The organism is Acidobacteriota bacterium, from assembly GCA_028875575.1.
Lineage (GTDB): Bacteria > Acidobacteriota > Terriglobia > Versatilivoradales > Versatilivoraceae > Versatilivorator.
The window spans coordinates 1-21766 of sequence record JAPPDF010000020.1; the positions used below are offsets into that span (position 1 = coordinate 1).

Sequence of the window (21766 nt, forward strand, 5' to 3'; positions counted from 1 at the left end):
CCGCATTTCTCACCAGGGGGCATGATCATGGCGCAGGAATTTTCCCTTCAGCGCGTGCTCGCGACCGAAGAGCGTAGCGGTCACTACGGTCGAGGGAGCCTGTGCGCGCTGAAGGGAAAAGGACACGCTAGGGCATGCCCAGCGCCGCCTGTTACCTGCAAGCCCTTACCATGGAGCCAATCAAGGTACTGAAAGATAAACTACCTTTCGTCATGCTACCAGCGACCTGGTGAGAAATGCGGGCTAGATGTCCAGGAACACCTGCAGCCAATGGCCCGACCGGCGCTTGCGGATCTCGAGCTGGTGGTAGGTGATGGCCTTGACGTCCAGCCGAACGCTGTGGCGCAGGCGATCGAACGGCTCTCCTCGAACCCGTGCCTCCAGGAGATGGGAAGATACCCGTCCGATCTTGAAGACCCGTGGGACGAATTTCAAACCGTCGTAGAGGTAAAGCACCTCGGTCAACCACCTGACCAGAAGTTGCTGATGGTCTCCTGCCTCGATCTTCACCGTCCTCGACTCGACCAGCCGCACCGAGTCGGGGTCGACAATCACGGACATAAGCCCGCAGGCCGCCTGCTCAAGGGTTTCCGCCAACGTGTTCCCACGGGCTTCGACCCCCAGGTCGGCGGGGTGGTCCAGGATCCGGTAGCCGGCTTCCATTGTCCTACTGGTTTCCCTCCAACGTCCGCGGTGCATAGACCGGCTGAGAGTGGGTTACCTGGGAAGATCCACCCAAAGGGAATTGTTCCGGGTGGTGATCTCTTCCACCTCGGGCCCGGACAGCAGCTGGAGGTGAAGCCTTGAACCGTCGCTGGCAGCCCGCAATCCGCTGACGGGAACCGCCGTGGTCTTGGGGCGAAGGTCCAGCGGAGCCGGCAGCGAGGCGACCCGGCGTTCGAGAATCACGCTTCCCCTGGCATTGCGGATCTGCAGACTGAAGGGTTGCGAAGGGGCAGAGCCCAGGTTGTGGAGCGTCACTGTCCCCTGGTCGTCGTTGGCCTCGTATCGAAAGTCTTGTGAGCCCAGGGCCAGGTCGGGAAGCTGCCAGACCGGAGTTCCCTTCTCATTCTGCCTGGCCTTGATGATGGTTGACTTTCCCCCGCGCAGTGTCAAGGGAATGGAACTGTGACGCTTGAGCCTTAGAATCCTGCGGGTGAGGCCGAGGTCGACCAGTCCGTCGTCATTGAGATCCAGGCCCTCGGTCACCTCGTAGGTGCCGTTTTCCAACTGCCACACCCGCATCCGGACGTCTTTCAGGGTCTTGCCCAAATTGAAGACGGTGACCTCCAGAGCATCGGGCTTGGCCAGGGAGACCAGAGCGGCCACCTGCCCGCGGGTATTCTCCCAGCTCAGCGCGTGTCCCGCGTAAATCTGTTCGTCTGCATGGGCGACTCCACCGAGGCGAGCCCGCTGGGTGGCCCGGTGGGGAATAAAGACACCGGCCGGGCTTGGTTCCGCCTCGGTATAAAGAGTCCGGTTCTGTTCCAGGTGCTTGAGCAGCGCGGCCTGGTAGTCGAGCAGAAAGCCTCTCTTGCCTGTAGCCTCGTAGGCATATTGACGCGACAGCAGCGCCGCCTCTCTGAAGTGCAGGTGACGGTTCCAGAGGTTCAGCCGGGGAAGCAGACTCAGAAAGGGGCCAGGGGTGGCAGCCTCCGGCAGAAACGGTTGCCACCGCGCCGCGGTCGTCTGGGCAGTGTCCGTATGGCCGGTCTTTACCAGCCTGCCCAGGGGCCGCAGGTATGCAGGGTCGCCGGTCACCCGGAAGACTCCCCACATCAGGTCCAGCAGGGGGCGACCGGGCAGTCCTCTGCTCAGGGTCTCGTCGGTAGGAAAGTGGATGGCCAGGGTCAGTCTCGGATAGCGGTCTTTCTTCCAGTGCTCCAGCCTCGCCGCGGCATACTCCTTCAACTGGTCGACCAGGACTGGGTTGCGATTGTACTCGGCCAGCGTCAGGGCCGAGTGCCAGAGGAGAGGACTCCAGGCCTCTTCCCGGGCGTGGATTCCCTGCCGCACCGATTCGGTTGCGCTCAGTCGGGAGGTTTGAAAATGGCGGTGGCCTGCCGGGTTGACGGCGGTGAGGCGGTCCAGGTGACGGGAGTTCTCCATCAGCATTTCGATCCAGCGGGGATTGCCGTAATCCAGCAGGGCCAGCATCGGAGCCAGGCTCAATCCCGCCTGGTAAGCCTGGCGGACGGATTGAACCTGACGGTTGAATCCTTTTTCCAGAGTCCCGTCGCGCATGCGGGACTCGATCAGGGAGGCCAGGGACTCCCTGAGTCGGGGTGCCGGGCCCTCCATCAGCGCGATCCCCGGCCAATGCGCCGCCAGTCGGGTGTCCCCGTCGAGTCCACCTCCGAATGCTCCGTCCGGGAGTTGTCGATTGTCGATCCACCAGCGAGCAATGCGCCGGAAGTGGTCCACCAGCCGCTTTTGTTGAACGGCCCATTGGGGGAATGCGGGAGGAGGGGCGAATTGGTCTCGATGTTCGGGCGGGATGGAATCGGGTTGAAGCAGGCCCTTGAAGGCCAGCCCCTGCGGATCCTTGGGCCTGGATTGCAGCAGTCCCTCCACCAGGCGGAAAGTCTCGTCAACGCTGCTGAAATTGCGTCGAGCCGAGGCAAAGTCCATGGACATCCAGTCCAACCGCCGGGTCAGGTTGCGCAGACCCTGGCGGATCAACAGATAGCGCTCGTTAAAGGGGTCGGTCTGCACGGATCGATTCCCGGACAGCCGCCACTCTGTGGCAGTGCGCACCCGGATCTCCGCACTTTCGAAATGTTGCCTGGAGAAGTCGATCCGGTCACTGGCCACTGTCATCCAAAGGGGCTGACCCGCAGGGACAAAGCAGTTGTCAAGATCGAGATCGATGTCGAGCGGATTTTCCGCCGACCAAAGAAAATCCAGGGAAAACAGATCCCGTTGGGGGAGGATGGGGTCCTTCACCGTCCATCGCACCCTAGACTCCAGCGGGATGCCCTCCCCGGAGCCGGCAAGGCGCAGCCGGATGGCCTTCACGGCGGTGTGGCCCAGGAAGGGGGGTAGAAAAATATGTCGATAGCCCTGGGTAGGAGACGTTTTCAGCGGGGCGGAGGGCGCCTTGTAGCTTTCCTTGGGGACAGCCACCCAGGCCTCCCGATCCCGGGGAATATAGCCCGCACGCAGATCCGTTCGTCGCCCGAAGAAAGACCTGACCTGCCGGGCAGACTGTCCCGGAAGGTCGGCCGCCAGTTCCACGGGCAGCAGTCGAAAGGTCAGCCACCCGCTTTCGCTCCCGTTCCCGGGTGCTTCGCGGATCGACAGCAGAGAAAATTCTCGAACCTGACCGGACACTCTTTCCACTTCGATCCGGGGAATGGACAGGGGCGCATTCAGGAGCTTGGAGGCGTCACCGGTCCCTTGCAAGGAAAGATCCCAAAGCAGCCGGCGCCGGCTTCCCTCGCTTCCATAGATCTTTCCCTTCAGATTGCCTCGCAGGCTGAGGTAGCTGAAGGCCTCCTGCGGAGCCTCGAGCTGCAAGGTCCTTCCCTCTTGTGGATATCCCTGCATTGCCGGCGGCCATGAGCTTTCGGAGAAACCGTCCACGGCTGCCGGCGAGGCTCGCTTGAGGTCCCGGGCGGACAGGATTCTCACCGGGCGAATGGAGATCGGGGCCCTCAGCGCCAGCGTGGCTTCCGGATTGTTCCATCCGAAACGCTGGGCCCAGTGGCCGGAACGCAATCCGGCGTCGACCTTTTTCGCCGAAGGGTGCCGGCCGGAACGACCGGCGCCGAGCTGAGAAAGGTTTGCAATGGCTCCGGGACTCAAGGCTTCCGCAAAAATGCGGAATTCGTCCACATAGGCGCGTCTCTCATTGCCCTTCCGGTAGTAGGGGGTCAGCGCCTGGGTGTGAATGCCGATCTGGCCCAGCCACCTGCCAAAATGGTATCGCCCCAGGCTGTTGCCAACCTCCCTCCCGTCCATGAAGAAGCGCAGTCCCTCCAGTTCATGCCAGGTAAAGGCCAAAAGGATCCAGCGGCCGGCTACGACGCCGGCGTTGGTTCCGGCATCCGCCTCCAGGATTCGAGAGTCCCGGTCGAAGAGCCTCAATTTGAGCGTTTCACCTGTCCAGAAGAGGTGAGCGAAGAGGTGTTGGGGGGAATGAAGCTGCCGGGTACTGATACGAATGAGGGAAAAAGGGGTCTTTCCGGGAGGCTCGTCCAGTTGCCACCAGAAGGACAAGGTCCCTTGATGAGGATAGACATTGCCGGCTGCGGCAAAGCTGAGCAGGGCTCCCCAGTCCAGAAACAGGGCTCTTCCCTGTCGGCCGCGCCTGGCGATGCGCACCTCCCTGTTACCCAGGGGAGCGGCGTCTCCCTCCGCCTGGTCGGCTAGAACTCTCTTTTCAAAGGAAGCGTAAAAAAGGGGCGAGGCGCTTCGATCGGCCAGGGACTCCTCCGCAGAGCCTGCCAGCGGAATCGCCGAGAGTAAAAGTAATGGGGCCCAATAGTGTCTTCTGATGTGCGTGGTCACCGGAAAAAATGCGGGCAGACTCGGGTGCTGCTAACGGATCCCGCTGAACTTTTCCTGGAGGAGGCGAATCTTCTCCGAAAAGGATAGATTGGAAGTGTCCGGGAGAACTTCGGGTTCAGGAGTCCTGGTTCGATGGCGCTGGATGGCCGCGGTCTTGAGGGCGGTGGCCTGGCGCTTTTTCCCCGGACGCCCCTTGCGGCCAACAGGTTTCCGTTCCGGCCTCCCGGAGCGGCGCTTTTCCTGGTAGTCGCCCTTTCCGTCGGTGGATGCATGCCTGGGCCTGGGCGTGGATGGGCGGGAGTCTGTCTTGAGCGGCTTTTTCTTCTTGCGCTTTCTGGAGTTTTCCCTGACCCGGAGTGCCTTGATCGAGAGCGAAATCCTGTTGGTGTCGGTGTCCACTCCAATGACTTTGGCCTTGATCACCTGGCCTACGTGGACCGCTTGGTTCGCGTCCTGCACAAACCGGCTGGATAGTTCGGAAATATGAACGAGCCCTTCCTGTTGCACTCCGATATCCACGAATGCGCCGAAACTGGTCACGTTGCTCACCGTACCCTCGACCAACATCCCCTTCTGCAGATCCGACAGCTCCTTGACATCCGCGCGAAACGAAGGTGGAACGAAGGCTTTCCGACGGTCTCGCCCACGGCGACTCAGTTCCCGTCTAATGTCCTGCAGCGTCGGCAGTCCGAACCGATCATTGGATAGTTTCTCCAGATCCAAGGCCTTGAGTTTCTCCGGACTTTCCATCAGTTCAGCCACGGTCGCCTGCACCGATCCAGCCATCTCCTCCACCAGGCTGTAACACTCGGGATGAACGGCCGTTCGGTCCAGGGGCTGTTCGCTCTCGGGAACCCGCAGGAATCCGGCGGCCTGCTCGAAGCTGTTGTCGGTAACGCCCGGAACCTCCATCAGTTGAGAGCGCGAGGAGAAGGGGCCGTGCTGTCGGCGGTATTCGACGATGCTCCGAGCCAAGGATGTGTTCAACCCGGCCACGTGAGCCAGCATTTCCACCGGCGCCGTGTTCACGTCCACACCCACCTGGTTGATACAGGACTCCACGGTTCCGTTCAGTTTCCGCTTGAGGCGCTGCCGGTCAACCTCGTGGGGATCCGGACCCGCTACGACGGCCGCGGGCTGAATCTTCGCCAACTCGGACAACGGATCCTGCATTCGCCGGGCGATGGAAATAGCTCCACGAACTCCAAGGTCCAGTCTGGGAAATTCCTTTCGCGCCGCCTCCGAGTTCGCATAGGCTGCCGTTCCGCCCTTGTGGACGATGGCGGAAAAGATCGGCTGTCTTTGGGACTGCTCCGCATCCTGTGGAGCCTGCTGAGTCTCAGCCGGAGCCGGTGCTGCTTCTGTCGGCGAGGGAGTCTCAATGTCAACCGGTTTCGAGGGCACCGTCTTGCCACTCTGCTGGCTGCTTTCGGCGGAAGCGCTCGCCGCGCTGTCGGCCGATGGAGAGGCCGTCGGGGCGGGGTCGACCGCATCCTGTGAAGCCTGTTGAGTCTCAGCCGTAGCCGGTGCTGCTTCGGCCGGCGGGGGAGTCTCGGTGTCACCCGGTTTCAAGGACACCGTCTCGCCGCTCTGCTGGCTGCTTTCGGCGGAAGCACTCGGCGCGCTGTCGGCCGATGGAGAGGCCGTCGGGGCGGGGTCGACCGCATCCTGTGAAGCCTGTTGAGTCTCAGCCGTAGCCGGTGCTGCTTCGGCCGGCGGGGGAGTCTCGGTGTCACCCGGTTTCAAGGACACCGTCTCGCCGCTCTGCTGGCTGCTTTCGGCGGAAGCACTCGCCGCGCTGTCGGCCGAGGGAGAGGCCGTCGGGGCGGGGTCGTCTTCGGATAACGGGTCGGCGGGGGAGCTACCCGAGTCGATTCCCCCTTCGCTTTTCTGCATGACCGGATCGGACACCACCGCGGGATCATTCCCGTCGGAGGCTGACGGAGAATCTTCCTGGGGGGGATTGGGCTTCTCCACCGCGTCGGTTAGAGGAGGCGGGCTTTGTTCTCCCGGGGCGGAAGGTTCACTGGCCGTCTGGCCATTGACTGTTTTCCCCTTTTTGGATGGAGAATCGGATCGGGCTGCCTTGCCGCGGACCAGAGAGAGATCGAAGGAGTGCCCGGAGTGATACTTGGCCAGGAAACTCTTGACGAAACGCTCGGTTTCCCGTGAGCCGACTCCATTGCCGATGGCGATGGCATGGGTTCCGTGGCGTTGGATGAGCCGGTAGAGGATGGCCTCGGCCCGATCGCTGTTTTTCCGCGGCAAGCCGGGAGCAAGGGTGGCGTGCTCACGATAGCCCCCATTCCCGTCGATGACCGCTATCCTGCAGGCCGGCCGGGCTCCGGGATCGATTCCGATGACTGGAACCGACCCCACCGGAGGGGCCAAAAGCAAATTGGCAAGATTGGCTTGAAACAGTTTCAGCGCTTCGTTTTCGGACTTTTCCTTCAGGTTGGATCGGACTGCAGCCTGGAGGAGAGGTTTCAAGGAGTGGAAGTAGGCATTCCGGATGGCTTTCTCCAGATGAGGAACGCAAGGGGAATCGGTTTGGCGGATGGCCTTGTCCTTGATCAGCTGAAGCGCCTTTTGATCGTCCAATTCGATTTCAAGGGTCAGAATTCCTTCCCTGGCGCCGCGTCGCAGCGCCGTCATGCGCTGGAAGGGAATCCGGGAAATTCCTTCGCGGAAGTCGTAGAAGCTCTCGTATTTGCTCTTTTCTCCCTCTTTTCCTTCAACGACCTTCGCAACCAGCACGCCATCCGACACCATCAATTTCCTGAGAGCACCTCGAATGGCGGCATCGTCCGCTACCCACCCGGCCACAATTGCCAGCGCGCCTTCGATGGCCTCCTCTCTTGTGGCAACGGCCTTCTCCTCCGAGAGAAACTCTTCGGCCGCGGCGTCGACGGAGAATTCCCCGGTTTCCTGCTCCCACAGCTTTTTGGCCAGGGGCTCCAGCCCTTTCTCTCTGGCGGCGGATGCTTCCTTGCTTTCCTTGCGCTTGAAGGGAGAGTAAAGATCTTCCAGCCTGGTCTTGTCGTTGCAGGCCAGAATCCGGTCCCTTAGCTCCTCGGTGAGCTTGCCCTGGTCTTCAATCCTGGCCAGAATCGACCGCCGTCGCTTCAGCAGTGCCCGATATCGGCCGTGGCATTCGGCAATTCGTCGAATCCTGGGCTCGTCCAGGTTCCCCGTGACTTCCTTGCGGTACCTGGCGATGAAGGGGATGGCCGACCGCTTTTCCAGCAAGTCCAGGGTGGAGGCAACCTGTTTGGTTGAGGCTCCGGATTCCTCGGCGATCTTTTGGAGTAGGGTGGGGTCCAGATCCATGCGGTTCATTTCCTACCAGCGGGCGGATAATTATACCAGAACAGGCTTCGCGGCGGTGCCGCAACCCCTGCATGGGTTTGAGTTCACTTAACCGTTCGCCAGGGCCAGTACTCGTCGGGCCGCGCAATCCAGGGCGTTGCGAAGTTGGCTGGAATCGCTCCCACCGCCCTGAACCAGGGCCGGTGAGCCCCCGCCCCTTCCCGATATTATGAGGCTGCACTCTTTCATCACTGGGCGAAGATCGCCGGGTAGAGACTGGCTCCGGGCCAGGAGAAGTTGTGCTTGCTCTCCGCCGTTGCCCAGCAGAACCCAACACGGACCGCAAGCCAGGAGACGTTGTGCCAACAGGGTCAGGAAGGTTCGCTCTTCTCCTTCAAATTGATGCTGCACGATTCGGATTCCCTCTTGGGATGGCGACTGGTAGAAAAGGTCTTGCGCCAGCAGTTCAGCCAGCCATTCGTCCTTTGCCTTCAAGCGTTTACGTATGTTTTTCATTTCCCGCGTCTGCTTCTCCACTCGGTCGGGGGCATCCTGAGGGGCTACCGAGAGTCCCTTGGCGATTCGATCCAGGTCCTCCGAGCAGCGGCGATAGGAGTGGAGTGAACGCCCCCCGCAAACGAATTCGACGCGGGTCCGGCGGTTCACGCGCTCAACCCCATTGATGAATATTCCACCGATTTCCCCGGTTTGCCTCACATGGGTGCCGCCACAGGCTGAAACGTCAAAGTCCCGGATGGAAACCACTCGAAGGATTCCTTCCCGCTGGCTTGGCTTGCGCAAGTTGAGTCTGGCAGCTTCATCGGGGGGGACCAGCTCCGAAGTGACACTCCGATTCTGGTAGACGATCGAGTTGGCCAGATCCTCTGCCGAGCGCAAGGCATTCGGGTCTACATCAGCCGCTTCGAGATCGATGGTGGAATACCCGGCGCTGAGATGAAATCCAACGGTGGCGAGTGAAGCGACTCGGATAAAGGATTGCGAAAGGATATGCTGGCCCGTGTGCTGCTGCATGTGGTCGAAACGTCTCGGCCAATGGACTTGGCAGCGGACCCTGGTCGGGCCTGGACGGTGTTCCAGTCGATGGATGATGGTCCCGCCGGGTCCATCATCCACTTCAACGACCGGATGTCCCTCGATGGAGCCCAGATCATGAGGCTGGCCGCCGGAGGTCGGATAGAAGGCCGTTCGATCCAGCCTCACTTCAAAAAGCTTCCCTACCTGTTCTCCCTGAAGAACGCGGGCTTCGAACTCGGCCAGATAGCTGTCCGAATAGTAGAGTCGGTCGGTCATGGAGAGCCTTCCCAATGTGGCTTGGCCTGGCAATCGCGGCGGCAAGGGGCCGGAACCGTCAAGCCTCGAATAGATGCAGGTACTTTAACCCCGATCCGGTATTGAAGAGGACGACTTCGTCGGAAGGGCGGACAAAACCGGATCGGATCAGCTTCTTCAGAGCGGCCAGGGTGGCTCCGCCTTCGGGACAGACAAACAGACCTTCCGATCGCCCCATGGCTCTGGCATCGGCCAACATTTCTTCATCGGTTACGGCCACCGCCGTACCACCGCTTTGACGCAGGATTTCCAGGATCAGGAAATCGCCGATGGCTCGCGGCACCCGCAATCCGGCCGCAAGTGTCGCGGCGGAGGACCAGGGTTCGCATCTCGAGTGGCCTTGCTCGAACGCCCTTACGACCGGCGCACATCCGACAGCCTGAACGCTTACCATTTTGGGTTGCTTGGAATCGATCCAGCCCAGTTGCCGCATTTCATTGAAGGCCTTCCACATTCCCACCAGGCCTGTTCCTCCTCCGGTGGGATAAATGATGACGTCGGGCAGGCGCCACCGGAGCTGCTCGGCCAATTCCAGACCCAGCGTCTTCTTGCCTTCGATCCGGTAGGGCTCCTTCAGGGTGGCGACGTCGAACCAGCCGTTGTCTTTGGATTCCCGGGCCACCAACCGGCCGCAATCGGTGATGAGACCATCCACCAAGTGGATGTGGGCTCCCAGGGTTTCGCACTCGATGCGGTTGGCGGGCGGGACATCCCGGGGCATGAAAACGTGGGCTTGCAGCCCGGCCTGGGCGGCGTAGGCCGCCAGTGCTCCACCCGCATTGCCGGCCGACGGAATTGCCAGATTTTCGGCACCCAGGGCCTTGGCCATGGTTACCGCTGCCGATAGCCCCCGGGCTTTGAAAGAACCCGTGGGATTGGTGCCCTCGTCCTTGATCCAAAGTCGGGACAAGCCAAGGCTGGACGCCAGTCTCTCGGCATCGACCAGCGGAGTGCCGCCCTCGCCCAGGCTGATTCTGGCGTGCGAATTTCCCGGAGGCAACAGTTCCCGGTACCTCCACATCGTATGAGGTCGACTCCCGAGGACCTTCCGGGAAAGCTTCGCTCGGACTGCCGAAAGGTCATAGCGGACCAGCAAGGGGCTCCCGCAGGGACACAGGTTGATCAGTTGTCGCGGCGGCAGGATTTTCTCGCAGGCGCTGCATTCCAGATGGGTCACAAAGGGGTTCACCGCAGATACCTCCCGAAAGGAGGATAGTGAAGACGGACCATTCGCCAGTATACCCCATGTCCCGCTTGCCTGAACCCATCCAGCGGTTGTCCAGCAGGGCACATCCCACCCTTGCAAAGGCATGAAAATTGGGTTAAAACCTTGATGCCGTAGAATCGAGCCCTCAAGGACCGTCGTGACAGTTCTTATCGACTTCGCCCTGACGCGGAGCCTCATGGACGGATCACGGCTGTCTCAAAGGAGGGGAAACGTGGCAAAGCTCTCAAGCAGGATCGGTTGCCTGAAGGACCCTGCCAGACTGATGCCGGTTGTGCTGCTAGTGGTATTGGTTGTCTCTGCTTCCGCGCTCGCCCAGCAGAAGAAGGATGCTCCCCGGCCCAAGACCAGAGCCGAATTCGACGCCTACACCCAGCTTTACAACGAGAAGGATATGCGCCGAAAGGCGATGCTGGCCGGAAAGTTCATCGCCGACTTTCCCGAGTCCGACTACCTCCTCGGCGCCTATCAATTGGATATTCAGGCCAATGACGCGTTGGGCAACCATGAGAAGGTGGTTTCAGCGGGAGAGAGGGCATTGCAAGAGTTCCCCGAGGCCGGCAAGGCGCCCAAGATTTTCATCCTTCAGCGGATGATCCGCAGCTACCAGCAGCTCAACGATCCTCCCAAGACCATCGAGGCGGCCGAGAGGCTGCTGACGGTGGAGTCCAGCCACTTGCCGACCCTCCTCACGCTCTCGATGGTGCTTCCGAGGTTCCTGCCCGAGGACGAGACGGGCCGGGCCCGGCAATTGGGCAGAGCGCTTGAAATCGCTCAACGGGCCCAGCGCCGGGTCGAAGCCATTGTCAGCGGACCCAAGCCGTCAGCAATGACGGCAGCTCAATGGGTCCGGCAAAAGGCAGACCTGCCTGCCCGCGTTCATTCCGCCCTGGGTTTGATTTACTTCAATAGCAAGGACTATCCGAGTGCCATCGAGGAGTACGAGAAAGCGACCGCTCTGGCCAGGGGTGACAGCGTCGATTTCTACAGGATGGGGATCGCCTACTATTATCAGGCACTGGCCGTCAGCCAGGAGCTGGCTGAATGGGATCAGAAGGAAAACCCCGATACCGCGGCCAAAGAGGAAAAGGAGGCCCAGTTTGCTTCCTGGAGGGACAAGGCCATCACTGCCCTGGCCAAGGTGATCGTGTTGCGGGAAAACGCCCCTGCTCAGGTGGTTGAGTCCGCCAGGGCTCAGTTGGAGAGTCTCTACAAGAGCAGGAACAACGACTCTCTGGATGGATTGGAAGCGGTGATCGCTGAGGCTGACAGAGAGTTGAGGAACGGGACTCGGTGAATTGACGGCGCTACGGCGACAGGGCCGTCAGCAAGTCGGAGCGGTCCATGGGGCGAGGCGTTTGCACCAGTACTGAGAATCGCCGGCGTGGATCGGCCTGGTGGGTGACCGAGTAGCTGTTCCGGCCGAACAGCCCATCGCAAAAGGAGCTGATCTCGGGGCTCAGCGAAGCGTAGGTCTCCTGGTTATTGGGGGCCAGCAGTCGATCGTTGACGCCAATCTCGAATGCCCGGCTCGCGAAGCCCAGCTTCCCCTCCAGGCGTCCATCCTCCTCCAATCTCCTGCAGGTCATCAGCACTGCCCGCAAGGCCTGGCGAAAGCGGTCATGGTTTTCGCCCTTCAGCCTTGCCTTGCGGTTGTAGCGAACGCCGAGACGGTTGTCGCTCCAGTCGAGGCTGAAATCGGCTTCATGGCCCACCAGAAGAATGCCGGGGCCGGCGGGCACATGGCGGTAGTCGGCCACATCCACCAGCGTTTCCTCACAACTCTGCTCCCTCACCCAGTCATGAAAGATCGGGATCAAGGGCTCCAGGTCAACCATGCCTGAGTGCTCGAGGTGCAGCTTCAGGTAGAGGTGTTGGATTTCCATTCGGTAAGAATCAAGCAGTAGCCGCGCTGGGAGTAAGTCCCATGCGGTTGAAGCAGCCGTGGCAGGCCTCGATAAAGAGCTGGGCCTCCTCGATCAGCCGCCTGGAAGATTCCCGCGTGTGGCCGTTTCCCGAGCTTCGGTGGGCGGCGAAGAGGTAGTTGGCGAACTTGGGACCGGCAAAGGGATCGAAGATTTTCCGGGTGTCGAAATATCGAGTGCGGAACTCGGCTATGATGACATCCTGATCATCGGCAACATCCAAAAACTCTAATTTAATCAGTCCCTTGGCAGCATGGAGCATGGCTCCGTAGGCGGTCTCGCCGGCCTTCTGGAAATTGCTCCCCTCGGCAAGTACCTGTGCCTCGAAGACCTGACGCTCGGCCGCCACCAAATCGAACTCCACCGCGGTGACTACCTCGCCGGCGCACTCGCCTTTTCCAATGTCGCTGATGCTGTATTCTCTGGGGTCCCCCCAGTCGCTGAAGTAGGAGCGGTCGGCTTCATAGCCGGGAACCTTGGCCAGATCCTCCAACAACTTTCGGACCTGCAGCTTCCCGGTGCGTTTGACGAATTCCTGAAAGTTCTCTCCCTGCAGGCGATCACTGACATAGCGTTCTCCCAGGCGGGAAACCACCTCGGGGATATTCTTGGAGGGGATGGCAACGATGGGCAGGCCGTAGGAGGCAGCATTTTGGGTCCACTGGCCTCCCAGAACCACCTGAAAATGGGGTACGGCGTAACCACCAACCTTTCGACTCACTCCATAAAACCCCAGGTCGGCGATGTGATGCTGGCCACAACTGTTGAAGCAGCCGCTGACCTTGATGTGCAGATCCTGGATGGCTTGATCCATCTCCGCACCCTTGTCGGCCAACCGGCGTTGGAGTTCGGCAGCCAGCCCCCTCGATGAAGAGATCCCCAGCTTGCAGGTGTCTGTACCCGGACAGGCCACCACATCGACGATGTTGCTTGCCCCGGGCTGGGCCAATTGGGCCGATTCCAGGGCTTGGTAGAGTTGGGCAAGGTCGCTTCGACGCACCCAGCGCAGGACGATGTTTTGTTCCACGGTCGTGCGTACCCCATCCGGAGTGAAGCGGCGGGCGATGTCCGCCAGAGAGCGAAGCTGATCGGAACTGATATCCCCCACGGGCAGGCTGACGGTGGCAACCACAAAGCCTGTCTGTCTTTGTGGCCGTACGTTGGTCTTCAACCACTGCTGGAATTCGGGCGACGCCGCCCCCGGCTCGGACAGGTCGTCGCCCGCCATGGCCGATTCTTCCCCGGATGCCGCCAGCGCCTCATCGACATATTGCTGCCATCGGGGATCCCGAGGAAGGCGGTCGCGCTCTTCCAGAACCAGGGCCTTGAACTTCTCGATGCCCAGGTCGTGCACCAGGAACTTGATTCGGGCTCTGGCTCGATTCTTCTTCTCGCCGAGTCGGCCGAACACGCGGGCAATGGCCTGTGCGGTCGGTAGCAGTTGTTCCGGAAGCAGGAACTCATCGAAGAGTTTGGCCTGATAAGGAACGGCCCCCAATCCGCCGCCGACATACAGTTCAAACCCGCGGGCTTCGACGCCGTTCTCCCTGCGAGTCACGGCGATGGCGCCCAGATCGTGCATGGTGGTGAGTCCGCAGGCGTGCTGGCTACATCCACTGAAGGCCGGTTTGAATTTTCTGCCGAAGTTCTGGCAGTCGGGGTGGCCCAGCAGGAATCGGGACAGAGCCTTGGCATAGGGAGTTACATCGAATGCCTCGTCCGGGCAGACCCCGGAATAGGGGCAGGCGGTGACGTTGCGAACCGAATTGCCGCAAGCCTCACGAGTGGTGATTCCGACCGCCGCCAATCGTCGCATCAGAGTCGGAGTGTCCTCCATGTGAACGAAGTGTAGCTGGAAGTCCTGCCGGGTGGTGATGTGGGAGATACCGTCGGAGTACTCCTCGGCCAGGTCGGCCATCACCTCGAGTTGAGCGGGATCGAGTCCACCGTAGGGAATTTTGATTCGCTGCATACCCGGGGCATCCCAGAGGGTGTTGGGGCCCTTGGTCGGATTGGTGGTGGGATACTCCAGGGATCTGGCGACTTTGCCGTCGTGCCGTTGACCGTTGTCGTATCGCTGTCCGTAAACGCCACGTCGCAGCCGGGTCTCCGCGAAGACCCGCTCATCCACCTTCCCCTGTCGCCGCAAGTCGATCTCGGTTTCGAAGATATCGATTTCCCGGTTCAGGGGCTCGGCGATTTCGCCTGCAAGCCGTTCTTTCCAAAGATGGTTGGAAGCTTTCATTCAGGGTTCTCCCTGGCGGTGTCGGTGAAGGAAACCACCGATGGTTCAAGCCGAGATGCCGTTAACTCCCGAACCGCTCGGAGAGCCTATTCTATAGTCAGGGGGAGCTTTTTGCAAAATTCGCAACGGGGCAGGTCATTTTGCCGGCGAACGTGATGTTCTGCCTTTTTCGATATCGGGTGCGACCTGGTGAAAAATGCTGTCTAACCACAAAAAGCACAAAAGTCACCAATTGTGTTTTGTGCCTTTTGTGGCCATTCCCGGCAAGGATCCCGCTGCCGCATTTCGCAAATGCCTCGGCTGACCAAAATGTTCCCGCGCCGCAATCAGCTTTGGTTTTCCTGTGCCCGGGCGCCGGCCTCCAGGGTCCTGACAATGGTCTCCACATCGAAGACACAGCCACCCCAGGTCCCCCCGCTCACCTGCTGCAGGGCCGCCCAGAGACGCGAGTCACCGGGAAGCCGGCTGTCGTGAGTGAGGTGGTCTGGCGCTGCCCGCGACGCCAGGATTTCGCTTCCGGCTACGGCTCCAAGCACTTTCCCCTCGTAGCCCACCAGGTCGACACTTCCCTCCAACCGATTTCGATCGATGACGATTTGTATGATGTCGCCGTCTCTGACCTTGCCGATCGGCCCGCCGGCCAGCGCCTCCGGGCCGACATGGCCGATACAGGCTCCCGTGGAGACTCCTGAAAAGCGGGCGTCGGTCACCACAGCGATGTGTTTCCCGAAGGAGAGGTGTTTCAGAGCGGATGTGATCTGGTAAATTTCTTCCATCCCCGATCCGGCCGGGCCGCGACAGATCAATACCACGATATCCCCAGGCTTGACCCGGTCTTGCTGCCGGCTCTTGATGGCGGCAATGGCGTCGGTCTCCCTGGTAAATACCCGGGCCGGACCTACCTTGCGGTAGACGCCGTCCGGATCGACCACCGACGGATCGATGGCCGTGCTCTTGATCACCGAGCCCTCCGGAGCCAGGTTCCCCCCGGGAAGGGTAACGGTGCTGGTCAATCCCCGTCGTCGAGCCTCTGCGGGGCTCATGATCACGTCGTCCGGGTCGACGCCGTCCAGTTCCCCAAGCCTGCGGCGCAAGTCACGTCGCCGGTCGGATCGCTCCCACCATTCCAGGACCTCCCCCAGGGACAGCCCGCTGACGGTCTGGGCATCCAGATGCAGGAGTTCGAGATCCCGCAGGTGCAGCATGACCTCGGGGACGCCTCCGGCAAGGAAGACGCGAACCGTCGGATGGTGCCGGGGGCCGTTGGGCAGTACATCCACGATGCGCGGCACCCGGCGGTTCATTGCGGCCCAGTCAGCCGCCGTTGGACGCCGTAGTCCGGCTCCATGGGCGATAGCCGGGAGGTGCAGGAGCAGGTTGGTGGACCCGCCAAAGGCGGCATGCACAGCCATCGCATTGTGAATGGACTTCTCGGTCAACAGCCGGCCCGTGCTGAGGTTTTCTCTCTCCAGCAACATTAGCGCCCGTGCCGACCGGCGAGCCATGTCGAGCCATATCTCCTGGCCCGATGGAGCCAAAGCCGAGTGCGGCAGGGCCAGACCCAGGGCTTCTCCGACGACCTGCGCCGTGGCCGCCGTTCCCAGAAACTGGCAGCCGCCCCCCGGAGAGGCGCAGGCCCGGCACAGAGCTTCGGCGGCATCCTCCAGAGTGGCTTCTCCGTGGGCAAAGCGCGATCCAATGGATTGGACGGTGCCGGCATCCTCTCCCTCGGCAGGAGGTAGAGTCACCCCCCCGGGGACCAGGACGCAGGGCAGATCTCGGGTTGAGGCCAAAGCCATCATCATGGCAGGCAGTCCCTTGTCGCAGGTGGCCACTCCCATTACGCCGCTGCGGGTGGGCAGCGATCGGATCTGACGGCGAAAAATCTGGGCGGCGTCGTTGCGGTAAGGGAGGCTGTCCATCATTCCCGGCGTGCCCTGAGTGCGACCATCGCAGGGGTCGGTACAGTAGGCGGCATAGGGAATGCAGCCGGAGGCGCGGATCTCTTCCGCGGCCGCCTGCATTAACAGTCCTACCTCCCAATGTCCCACGTGGTAGCCCAGAGCCAGAGGCCGTCCGTCCGGGGCCCGAATGCCCCCCTGGGTGCTCAGGATGAGAAACTCCCTTCGACCCAGTTCGGAGGGATTCCAGCCCATGCCCGCATTTTGACTGAAGGCGAAGAGGTTGCCGCTGGGAGCGTGGCGGAGCAAGTCCTCGTTGATCGGAACACGGCCCTCCGGGCCCCGCGCCTTGGTGCGGATCTCATACAGAGCCGGATCGTTGGAATCGAGAATGCGGTTGTTCCCTTCCCCATGGCTCATAGTGAGCCTCCCCAATCGTTTGTTTTAAATGTGTGCCGCCGCCGACGACAGGCGGATCATTCGAGAGTGAAGTAATCTGAAATCGACCATCCATTCGTGACCCTTGCATTCCGTCGCGGTCAACCTCAAACCCTTAGTGGCCCTTCGTGAATCTTCGTGTGTCTTGGTGGATAACTCTTTTTCTCTGTTTCAGGTCGCCCCGCTGGCCGGGTTCAGGAGGTTCGGCCTTTTGCGACCTCAGCCACAAAAGCCGCCGCGCGGCGGCGCAGGTCCTCCATGTTGCCCGAGTCGAGCAGCTTCTGGTTGATCAGGCTGCTTCCGACCCCCAGCACAGCAGCTCCGTTTCTGATGAAGTCGGCTGCCGTATCCAGGTTCACTCCTCCGACCGGAACGATCTCCAGTTGGGGCAGTGGCGCCCGAATGGCCTTGATGTAAGCGGGTCCGCCAACGTCCGCCGGGAACAGCTTGATCATGGAGGCGCCCGCTTCCCAGGCGGTCAGCATTTCGGTGGGGGTGTAGCAGCCCGGAAACACCGGTACGCCGTACCTGAGGCAGAGCGCCACCATTTCCGGGTTGAGGGTCGGCGCCACCACGAAGTCGGCCCCGGCCAGAATGGCGGCACGAGCCGTTTCGGGGTCGAGTACCGTGCCTGCTCCAAAAAGGGTTTCCCCGCGGTATCGCCGGCTGGCCGTACGAATGGTCTCAATGGCACCCGGAGTGGTCATGGTGACCTCGATGGCCCGCACGCCGCCTGCCCTTATGGCGTCAGCAGCGGCAATCAACTGATCGGAACTGTCCGCCCGCATAATGGCAATCAATCCCGTCTGCCTCATCAGGTCCAGCTTTTGGTCCTTGGTCATGGTGAACGCCCTCCGGCATGCTTTCTTGACGGGCCGCCGGTAAGTGATAAAAACCACTTCATTTCAGTAACTTGAGTGTCCCGTGTTCCAGTATTCCCAAAGCAGTCTGGCATCCATTAGCGGGACGTACGTTTCCCGCCGCCCAGCACGTCCGATCTCAGCAGCGCCTGAACTTCCGCCTTGTCGACAATGGGAAGATCGAACATCAGGGTCTGTTTCAGGCGGGTGGCGGCATCTCCGGTCAGGACCCCTTTCTCCATTCCTTCCCGGTTGAATCCCGAGGTGAGCAGGCCGTAGTAGAATCCGGCGTTCCAGGTGTCCCCGCCACCCAGGCGATCCCACAGGGTAATGGGTCTTTCGGCAGGCGAACGAAAGAAACGCCCCTGAGAATCGATGGCTGCCGACTCCCAGCGGTGTTGCTCGAAGTTGTCCGGATAGCGGATGGTGATGGCCACCATCCGGGCTTGAAATCGGTCCCTTACCTGGCCGGCAAAGGCGCGAAGATCGTCATCGTCGATGGGCCCCAGGTCGCCGTCGACGATCTGTTTGGCGGAACAGCTTCCCAAGCTCATCCCGTAGAGCCTGGCCATGTCCTCAATGGTGGTGATGAGCACGTCCACGTGGTCTGTGGCGATGGGTGTCAGAACCTCGCAGGCCTCTGCGGGTGACCACAAGGTCCCGCGATAGTTGAAGTCCATTCCAACCAAGCAGTTGGGAGGCTTGTTCTCAAGTGCTTCCTGGAGTGCTTCCAGGTTGTAGTTGCGTTCATATTGGCTATGGCCGGCCAAGCCGAAGGTGATTCCGGAGGTATGGAACAGCCGGGCGTCTTTCAGAGCCTCGTGCCAATTCACCATTCCGGCCCCCAGTCTGGATGCCGCCGAGTACATGCGCTGGTAGATTCCGATGTTTCGACGCGGCGTGCGACCGATTTCATAGATCAGGCGGCCAATGGGTTCGGTCTTGGGAGCCCAGACCATGTTGCCGGTGTCGATGCCCTGCTCCCGAGCGGCATTTCGCACTGCAAAGCCGTAGGGGTTTGCCGGAACGCGGGTGATGTAGGCGGAGGGAACGCCGAACCGGCTGACGGCGGTGGCCAGTGTAAATTCACTTCCCGCCAGGGACAGATGGACCAAACGGGTCCGTTCGGGGCGCTCCAGGTCGCCCGGCGTCTCCCGCACCAGAACCTCTCCAAAGGTCACAAAGACCGGGCCGCTGCCCTGCAACCCGGACAGATCATCCTTGGTGATATCGAACCTCACCTCTCCTGGCATGGGATTTCCTCCTTCGGGTCCGTCATTCCGCCCGGCCGTGATCGGCGGTGATCAAGCCAATGCCGATCGGAAGTCTTGTAGTGTCACTACCTCTCGGCATGAAATGCGAGTCGGACCGGCAGCGCCTCATCATAACCGCAGCACTTAAAAACAGAAAGGACTACAGGTCAGTGATCATTCGAACGGTACCATCTGCTTGCTGTAACGCTCGGGATCAGGCTCAGCGCCAGACAGAGCCAGGCAAAGAGGTCTCCATTCCGGGAATAGAAGGTGGGTGTCTGTCGGAAGCGGAAGCCACCATCCAGCACCGTACGGCGATGGAGGCCGGTGCTGGAGAGGACTCTCCCCTTTGGGTCGATGACGGCGCTGATCCCGCTGTTTGCGGCTCTCAGCAGGTACCGCCGGTTCTCGACGGCCCGCATACGAGCCATTAGCAGGTGCTGGTGGGGAGCGGCCGAGTTGCCGAACCAGGCGTCGTTGGTGATGTTGACCAGAACCTCGGCTCCTTCCGCCACAAAGCGGCGTACCAGGTTGGGCACGATCGCCTCATAACAAATGAAGACCCCCACCTTTTCTCCGGATTCCAAACGCGAGACGACCACCCGGCTGCCGGGCTGATAGTCCCCTACCCCGGTGGATATCTTTTCCACAAAGAAGAACAGCCAGGACCAGGGAACGTATTCCCCAAACGGAACCAGGTGTATTTTGTCGTACTGGGCAATCAAATCCCCGTCAGGAGACATCGTCCCGACGCTGTTGTAAGGGCCCGTGTGGGAACCATCATCTCCCGAAGGCCAGTCTACGAATCCGAACAGCAGCGAGGAGCCGGAAGATTCTGCCAGCCGGTTCATATTTCTTCGGAACGATGGATCCTCATGAAAATAGAACGGCGCCGGAGTCTCCGGCCAAACGAGGAGGCTTGCCCGATGCGGTGCGGACAGCGGTGGGTCGGCTGCAGGGGTGTTTGCCGAATCCTGGATCGGGGGCGACAGAGACAGCTCGATCAACTCTTCCAGCAGCCGGCTTTGCGATTGTGGGTCCCAGGGGTGATCCAGAGGAATATGGGTCTGCACCAGGCGGGCGTGAGCCTCCCCGGCGTGGTTGGTGTCGAGTGGCTTTGTTCCCACCCACATCAGAACCCCCAGGAACGCCAGGGTCACCGGCAGGCTCAGGAGGGCCGGCTTGGACCGGAAGAAAAGGCCGGCGATGGAAGCGTTGATCAAAACCACCAGGAAGGAGAGTCCGTAGACCCCGGTGAAGGTGGCGATCTGGGACAGGGAGGTGTTGTCTATCAGCCCGTAGCCCGTCAGGCACCAGGGAAATCCGGTCAAAAGGTATCCCCGAAGGTATTCCGTGGCAACCCATAGGCACGGGGCCAGCAGGAAGCAGACTCCGGGAAATTTCAGCGAAGTCTCGGAAAATGCGCAGGCGAACAGACCGGGGAACAGAGACAGGTAGACGATCAGGAGACCAAACAGCAAAAGGGCTCCCGACCAATGCATGTCGCCGTAGCCTTGCAGTACGTCCAGGATCCAGTAGCAGCATCCGGAAAAGAAAACGACACCGAAGATCCACCCCAGCAACAGCGCCCGCTTCCAGGAAGTTTCTCGGAAGAGGGCGATCAACAAGGGAACCAGGGCGACCCAGCTCACCCAGGACAGGGAAAACTTGGGGAAGAGAAGGATCTGCAGGACGCCACTGAGAATGGCCAGGCCGGCCGCTCGGTAGGCCCTGAAGGGGCTAGCCCGCATTTCTCACCAGGCCGCTCGATTCATAGAGGAAAGTCCATCTATTTTCAGCACCTCATGGGTCTGATTGGTACGTCTTGCGGTTACACACGGCGCTGGGCGTGCCCTGGCTTGTCCTTTTCCCCTCAGCGCATCCATGCTCGCTCGACCGTAGTAACCGCTACGCTCTTCGCTCCCGAGCACGCGCTGAGGGGGAAATGACTGCGCCATCATCACGCCCCGTGGTGAGAAATGCGGGCTAGGCAAGGAGAACACGAATGGTCTTCAGAAAGAAGGGCATGCGGGATTCGTTTCACTGGCGCCGCAGAATGGAATCATAACCGTCCCGGGCCAGCCGGGCTTTGACTTGGGATATTTCCCGGGTGCTGCGATAGGGTCCAACCTTGACCCGGATCCACTGCGGGTTTTCGGCCTTTGACGGAGATAACACCACCACAGGGTATCCCTTGCCCCGCAGCTCGTCGGCCAGGCGATTGGCATCGGCGCGTTTCCGAAGAGCGGCTACTTGCAAATGGAGCAACCCCCCGGCGTTGGCAGCGGAACCGGAAGAAGCTCCGCGAGCCCTGGACGGCTGGCGAGCCTGTTTTGGCTTCTCCTTTCCGGAAGCGCGCGGACTGAAGTTCTCATCCACGCGTTGATCCTTTACGGCGCTGTAGAAGTCCAGTTCCTTTCGCAAGTCCGGTGGGCCTGCCGGGTCCTGCATGGTGGATCCCGCCCCGTCGGTCCCTCCCTGAGAAGATGCCCGGGTTCCCTCTGTGCCCCTGGGTGGGCTCACAGCACTCGAAGCCGTCAGTCTGGACTGGGCTCCCTCTCCGAAAGACAGCGTTGCTTCCCCGGCCTGTCCGCGTCCCATCCAGAAACCCAGGGCAAAAAAACTGGCACAGATCAGGACGGCCCCTAGGAAAAAGAGCAGCAAATGCCGGTTGTCGAGCCGCAGCTCCTTGTTCTCAGGGCTCCTCTCCATGAAATCGCCTCCTTACCGCTGCTGGTCGGCTCCTGC

General features: G+C 60.9%; 13 protein-coding genes. 1 reads left to right on the forward strand and 12 read right to left on the reverse strand.

Going from position 1 to position 21766, the window contains the following annotated elements; all coding sequences use genetic code 11:
* Window positions 1-243: 243 nt before the first annotated feature.
* The 5 genes from OXI69_02595 to OXI69_02615 form a co-directional block, all read right to left on the reverse strand.
* Window positions 244-663 (reverse strand): archease, encoded by a 420-nt coding sequence (locus tag OXI69_02595; GenBank protein ID MDE2665020.1) that lies wholly within the window; start codon window positions 661-663, stop codon window positions 244-246.
* Between the two features lie 54 nt (window positions 664-717).
* Entirely contained in the window at window positions 718-4512 is a 3795-nt protein-coding gene (locus OXI69_02600) for a hypothetical protein (protein ID MDE2665021.1), read from the reverse strand.
* Window positions 4513-4542: 30 nt separating this feature from the next.
* Window positions 4543-7842, reverse strand: a complete 3300-nt coding sequence (locus tag OXI69_02605) for a helix-hairpin-helix domain-containing protein (GenBank protein MDE2665022.1) — start codon at window positions 7840-7842, stop codon at window positions 4543-4545.
* A gap of 87 nt (window positions 7843-7929) precedes the next feature.
* The gene (locus OXI69_02610; GenBank protein ID MDE2665023.1) at window positions 7930-9132 is read right to left on the reverse strand and encodes a DHHA1 domain-containing protein; all 1203 of its coding nucleotides are present in this window, start codon (window positions 9130-9132) and stop codon (window positions 7930-7932) included.
* 58 nt (window positions 9133-9190) lie between these two features.
* Window positions 9191-10360, reverse strand: coding sequence for a threonine synthase (locus tag OXI69_02615; protein ID MDE2665024.1), 1170 nt, complete (start codon window positions 10358-10360; stop codon window positions 9191-9193).
* 250 nt (window positions 10361-10610) lie between these two features.
* On the opposite strand from OXI69_02615, the gene OXI69_02620 reads away from it, so the two are divergent.
* Window positions 10611-11693, forward strand: coding sequence for a tetratricopeptide repeat protein (locus OXI69_02620; protein ID MDE2665025.1), 1083 nt, complete (start codon window positions 10611-10613; stop codon window positions 11691-11693).
* A 10-nt stretch (window positions 11694-11703) separates the two neighbouring features.
* Here OXI69_02620 and OXI69_02625 read toward each other — a convergent pair whose 3' ends face one another.
* The 7 genes from OXI69_02625 to OXI69_02655 all read right to left on the reverse strand — a co-directional run bounded on the left by OXI69_02625 (window position 11704) and on the right by OXI69_02655 (window position 21730).
* On the reverse strand, window positions 11704-12282 hold the full coding sequence (locus tag OXI69_02625) for a hypothetical protein (protein ID MDE2665026.1): 579 nt from the start codon (window positions 12280-12282) through the stop codon (window positions 11704-11706).
* A 10-nt stretch (window positions 12283-12292) separates the two neighbouring features.
* Complete coding sequence (locus tag OXI69_02630; GenBank protein MDE2665027.1) at window positions 12293-14566, reverse strand: nitrite/sulfite reductase; 2274 nt, start codon at window positions 14564-14566, stop codon at window positions 12293-12295.
* Window positions 14567-14892: 326 nt separating this feature from the next.
* Window positions 14893-16887, reverse strand: coding sequence for a YjhG/YagF family D-xylonate dehydratase (locus OXI69_02635; GenBank protein MDE2665028.1), 1995 nt, complete (start codon window positions 16885-16887; stop codon window positions 14893-14895).
* A 212-nt stretch (window positions 16888-17099) separates the two neighbouring features.
* Window positions 17100-17747, reverse strand: a complete 648-nt coding sequence (eda, locus tag OXI69_02640) for a bifunctional 4-hydroxy-2-oxoglutarate aldolase/2-dehydro-3-deoxy-phosphogluconate aldolase (GenBank protein MDE2665029.1) — start codon at window positions 17745-17747, stop codon at window positions 17100-17102.
* 116 nt (window positions 17748-17863) lie between these two features.
* Window positions 17864-19018 carry a PfkB family carbohydrate kinase gene (locus OXI69_02645; GenBank protein ID MDE2665030.1) on the reverse strand — a complete coding sequence of 385 codons (1155 nt, stop codon included), beginning with the start codon at window positions 19016-19018 and terminating at the stop codon, window positions 17864-17866.
* Between the two features lie 167 nt (window positions 19019-19185).
* A complete protein-coding gene (gene lnt / locus OXI69_02650; GenBank protein MDE2665031.1) occupies window positions 19186-20769 on the reverse strand; it encodes an apolipoprotein N-acyltransferase in 1584 nt (527 codons plus the stop codon).
* A 289-nt stretch (window positions 20770-21058) separates the two neighbouring features.
* Complete coding sequence (locus tag OXI69_02655; GenBank protein MDE2665032.1) at window positions 21059-21730, reverse strand: SPOR domain-containing protein; 672 nt, start codon at window positions 21728-21730, stop codon at window positions 21059-21061.
* Between the last annotated feature and the right edge of the window lie 36 nt (window positions 21731-21766).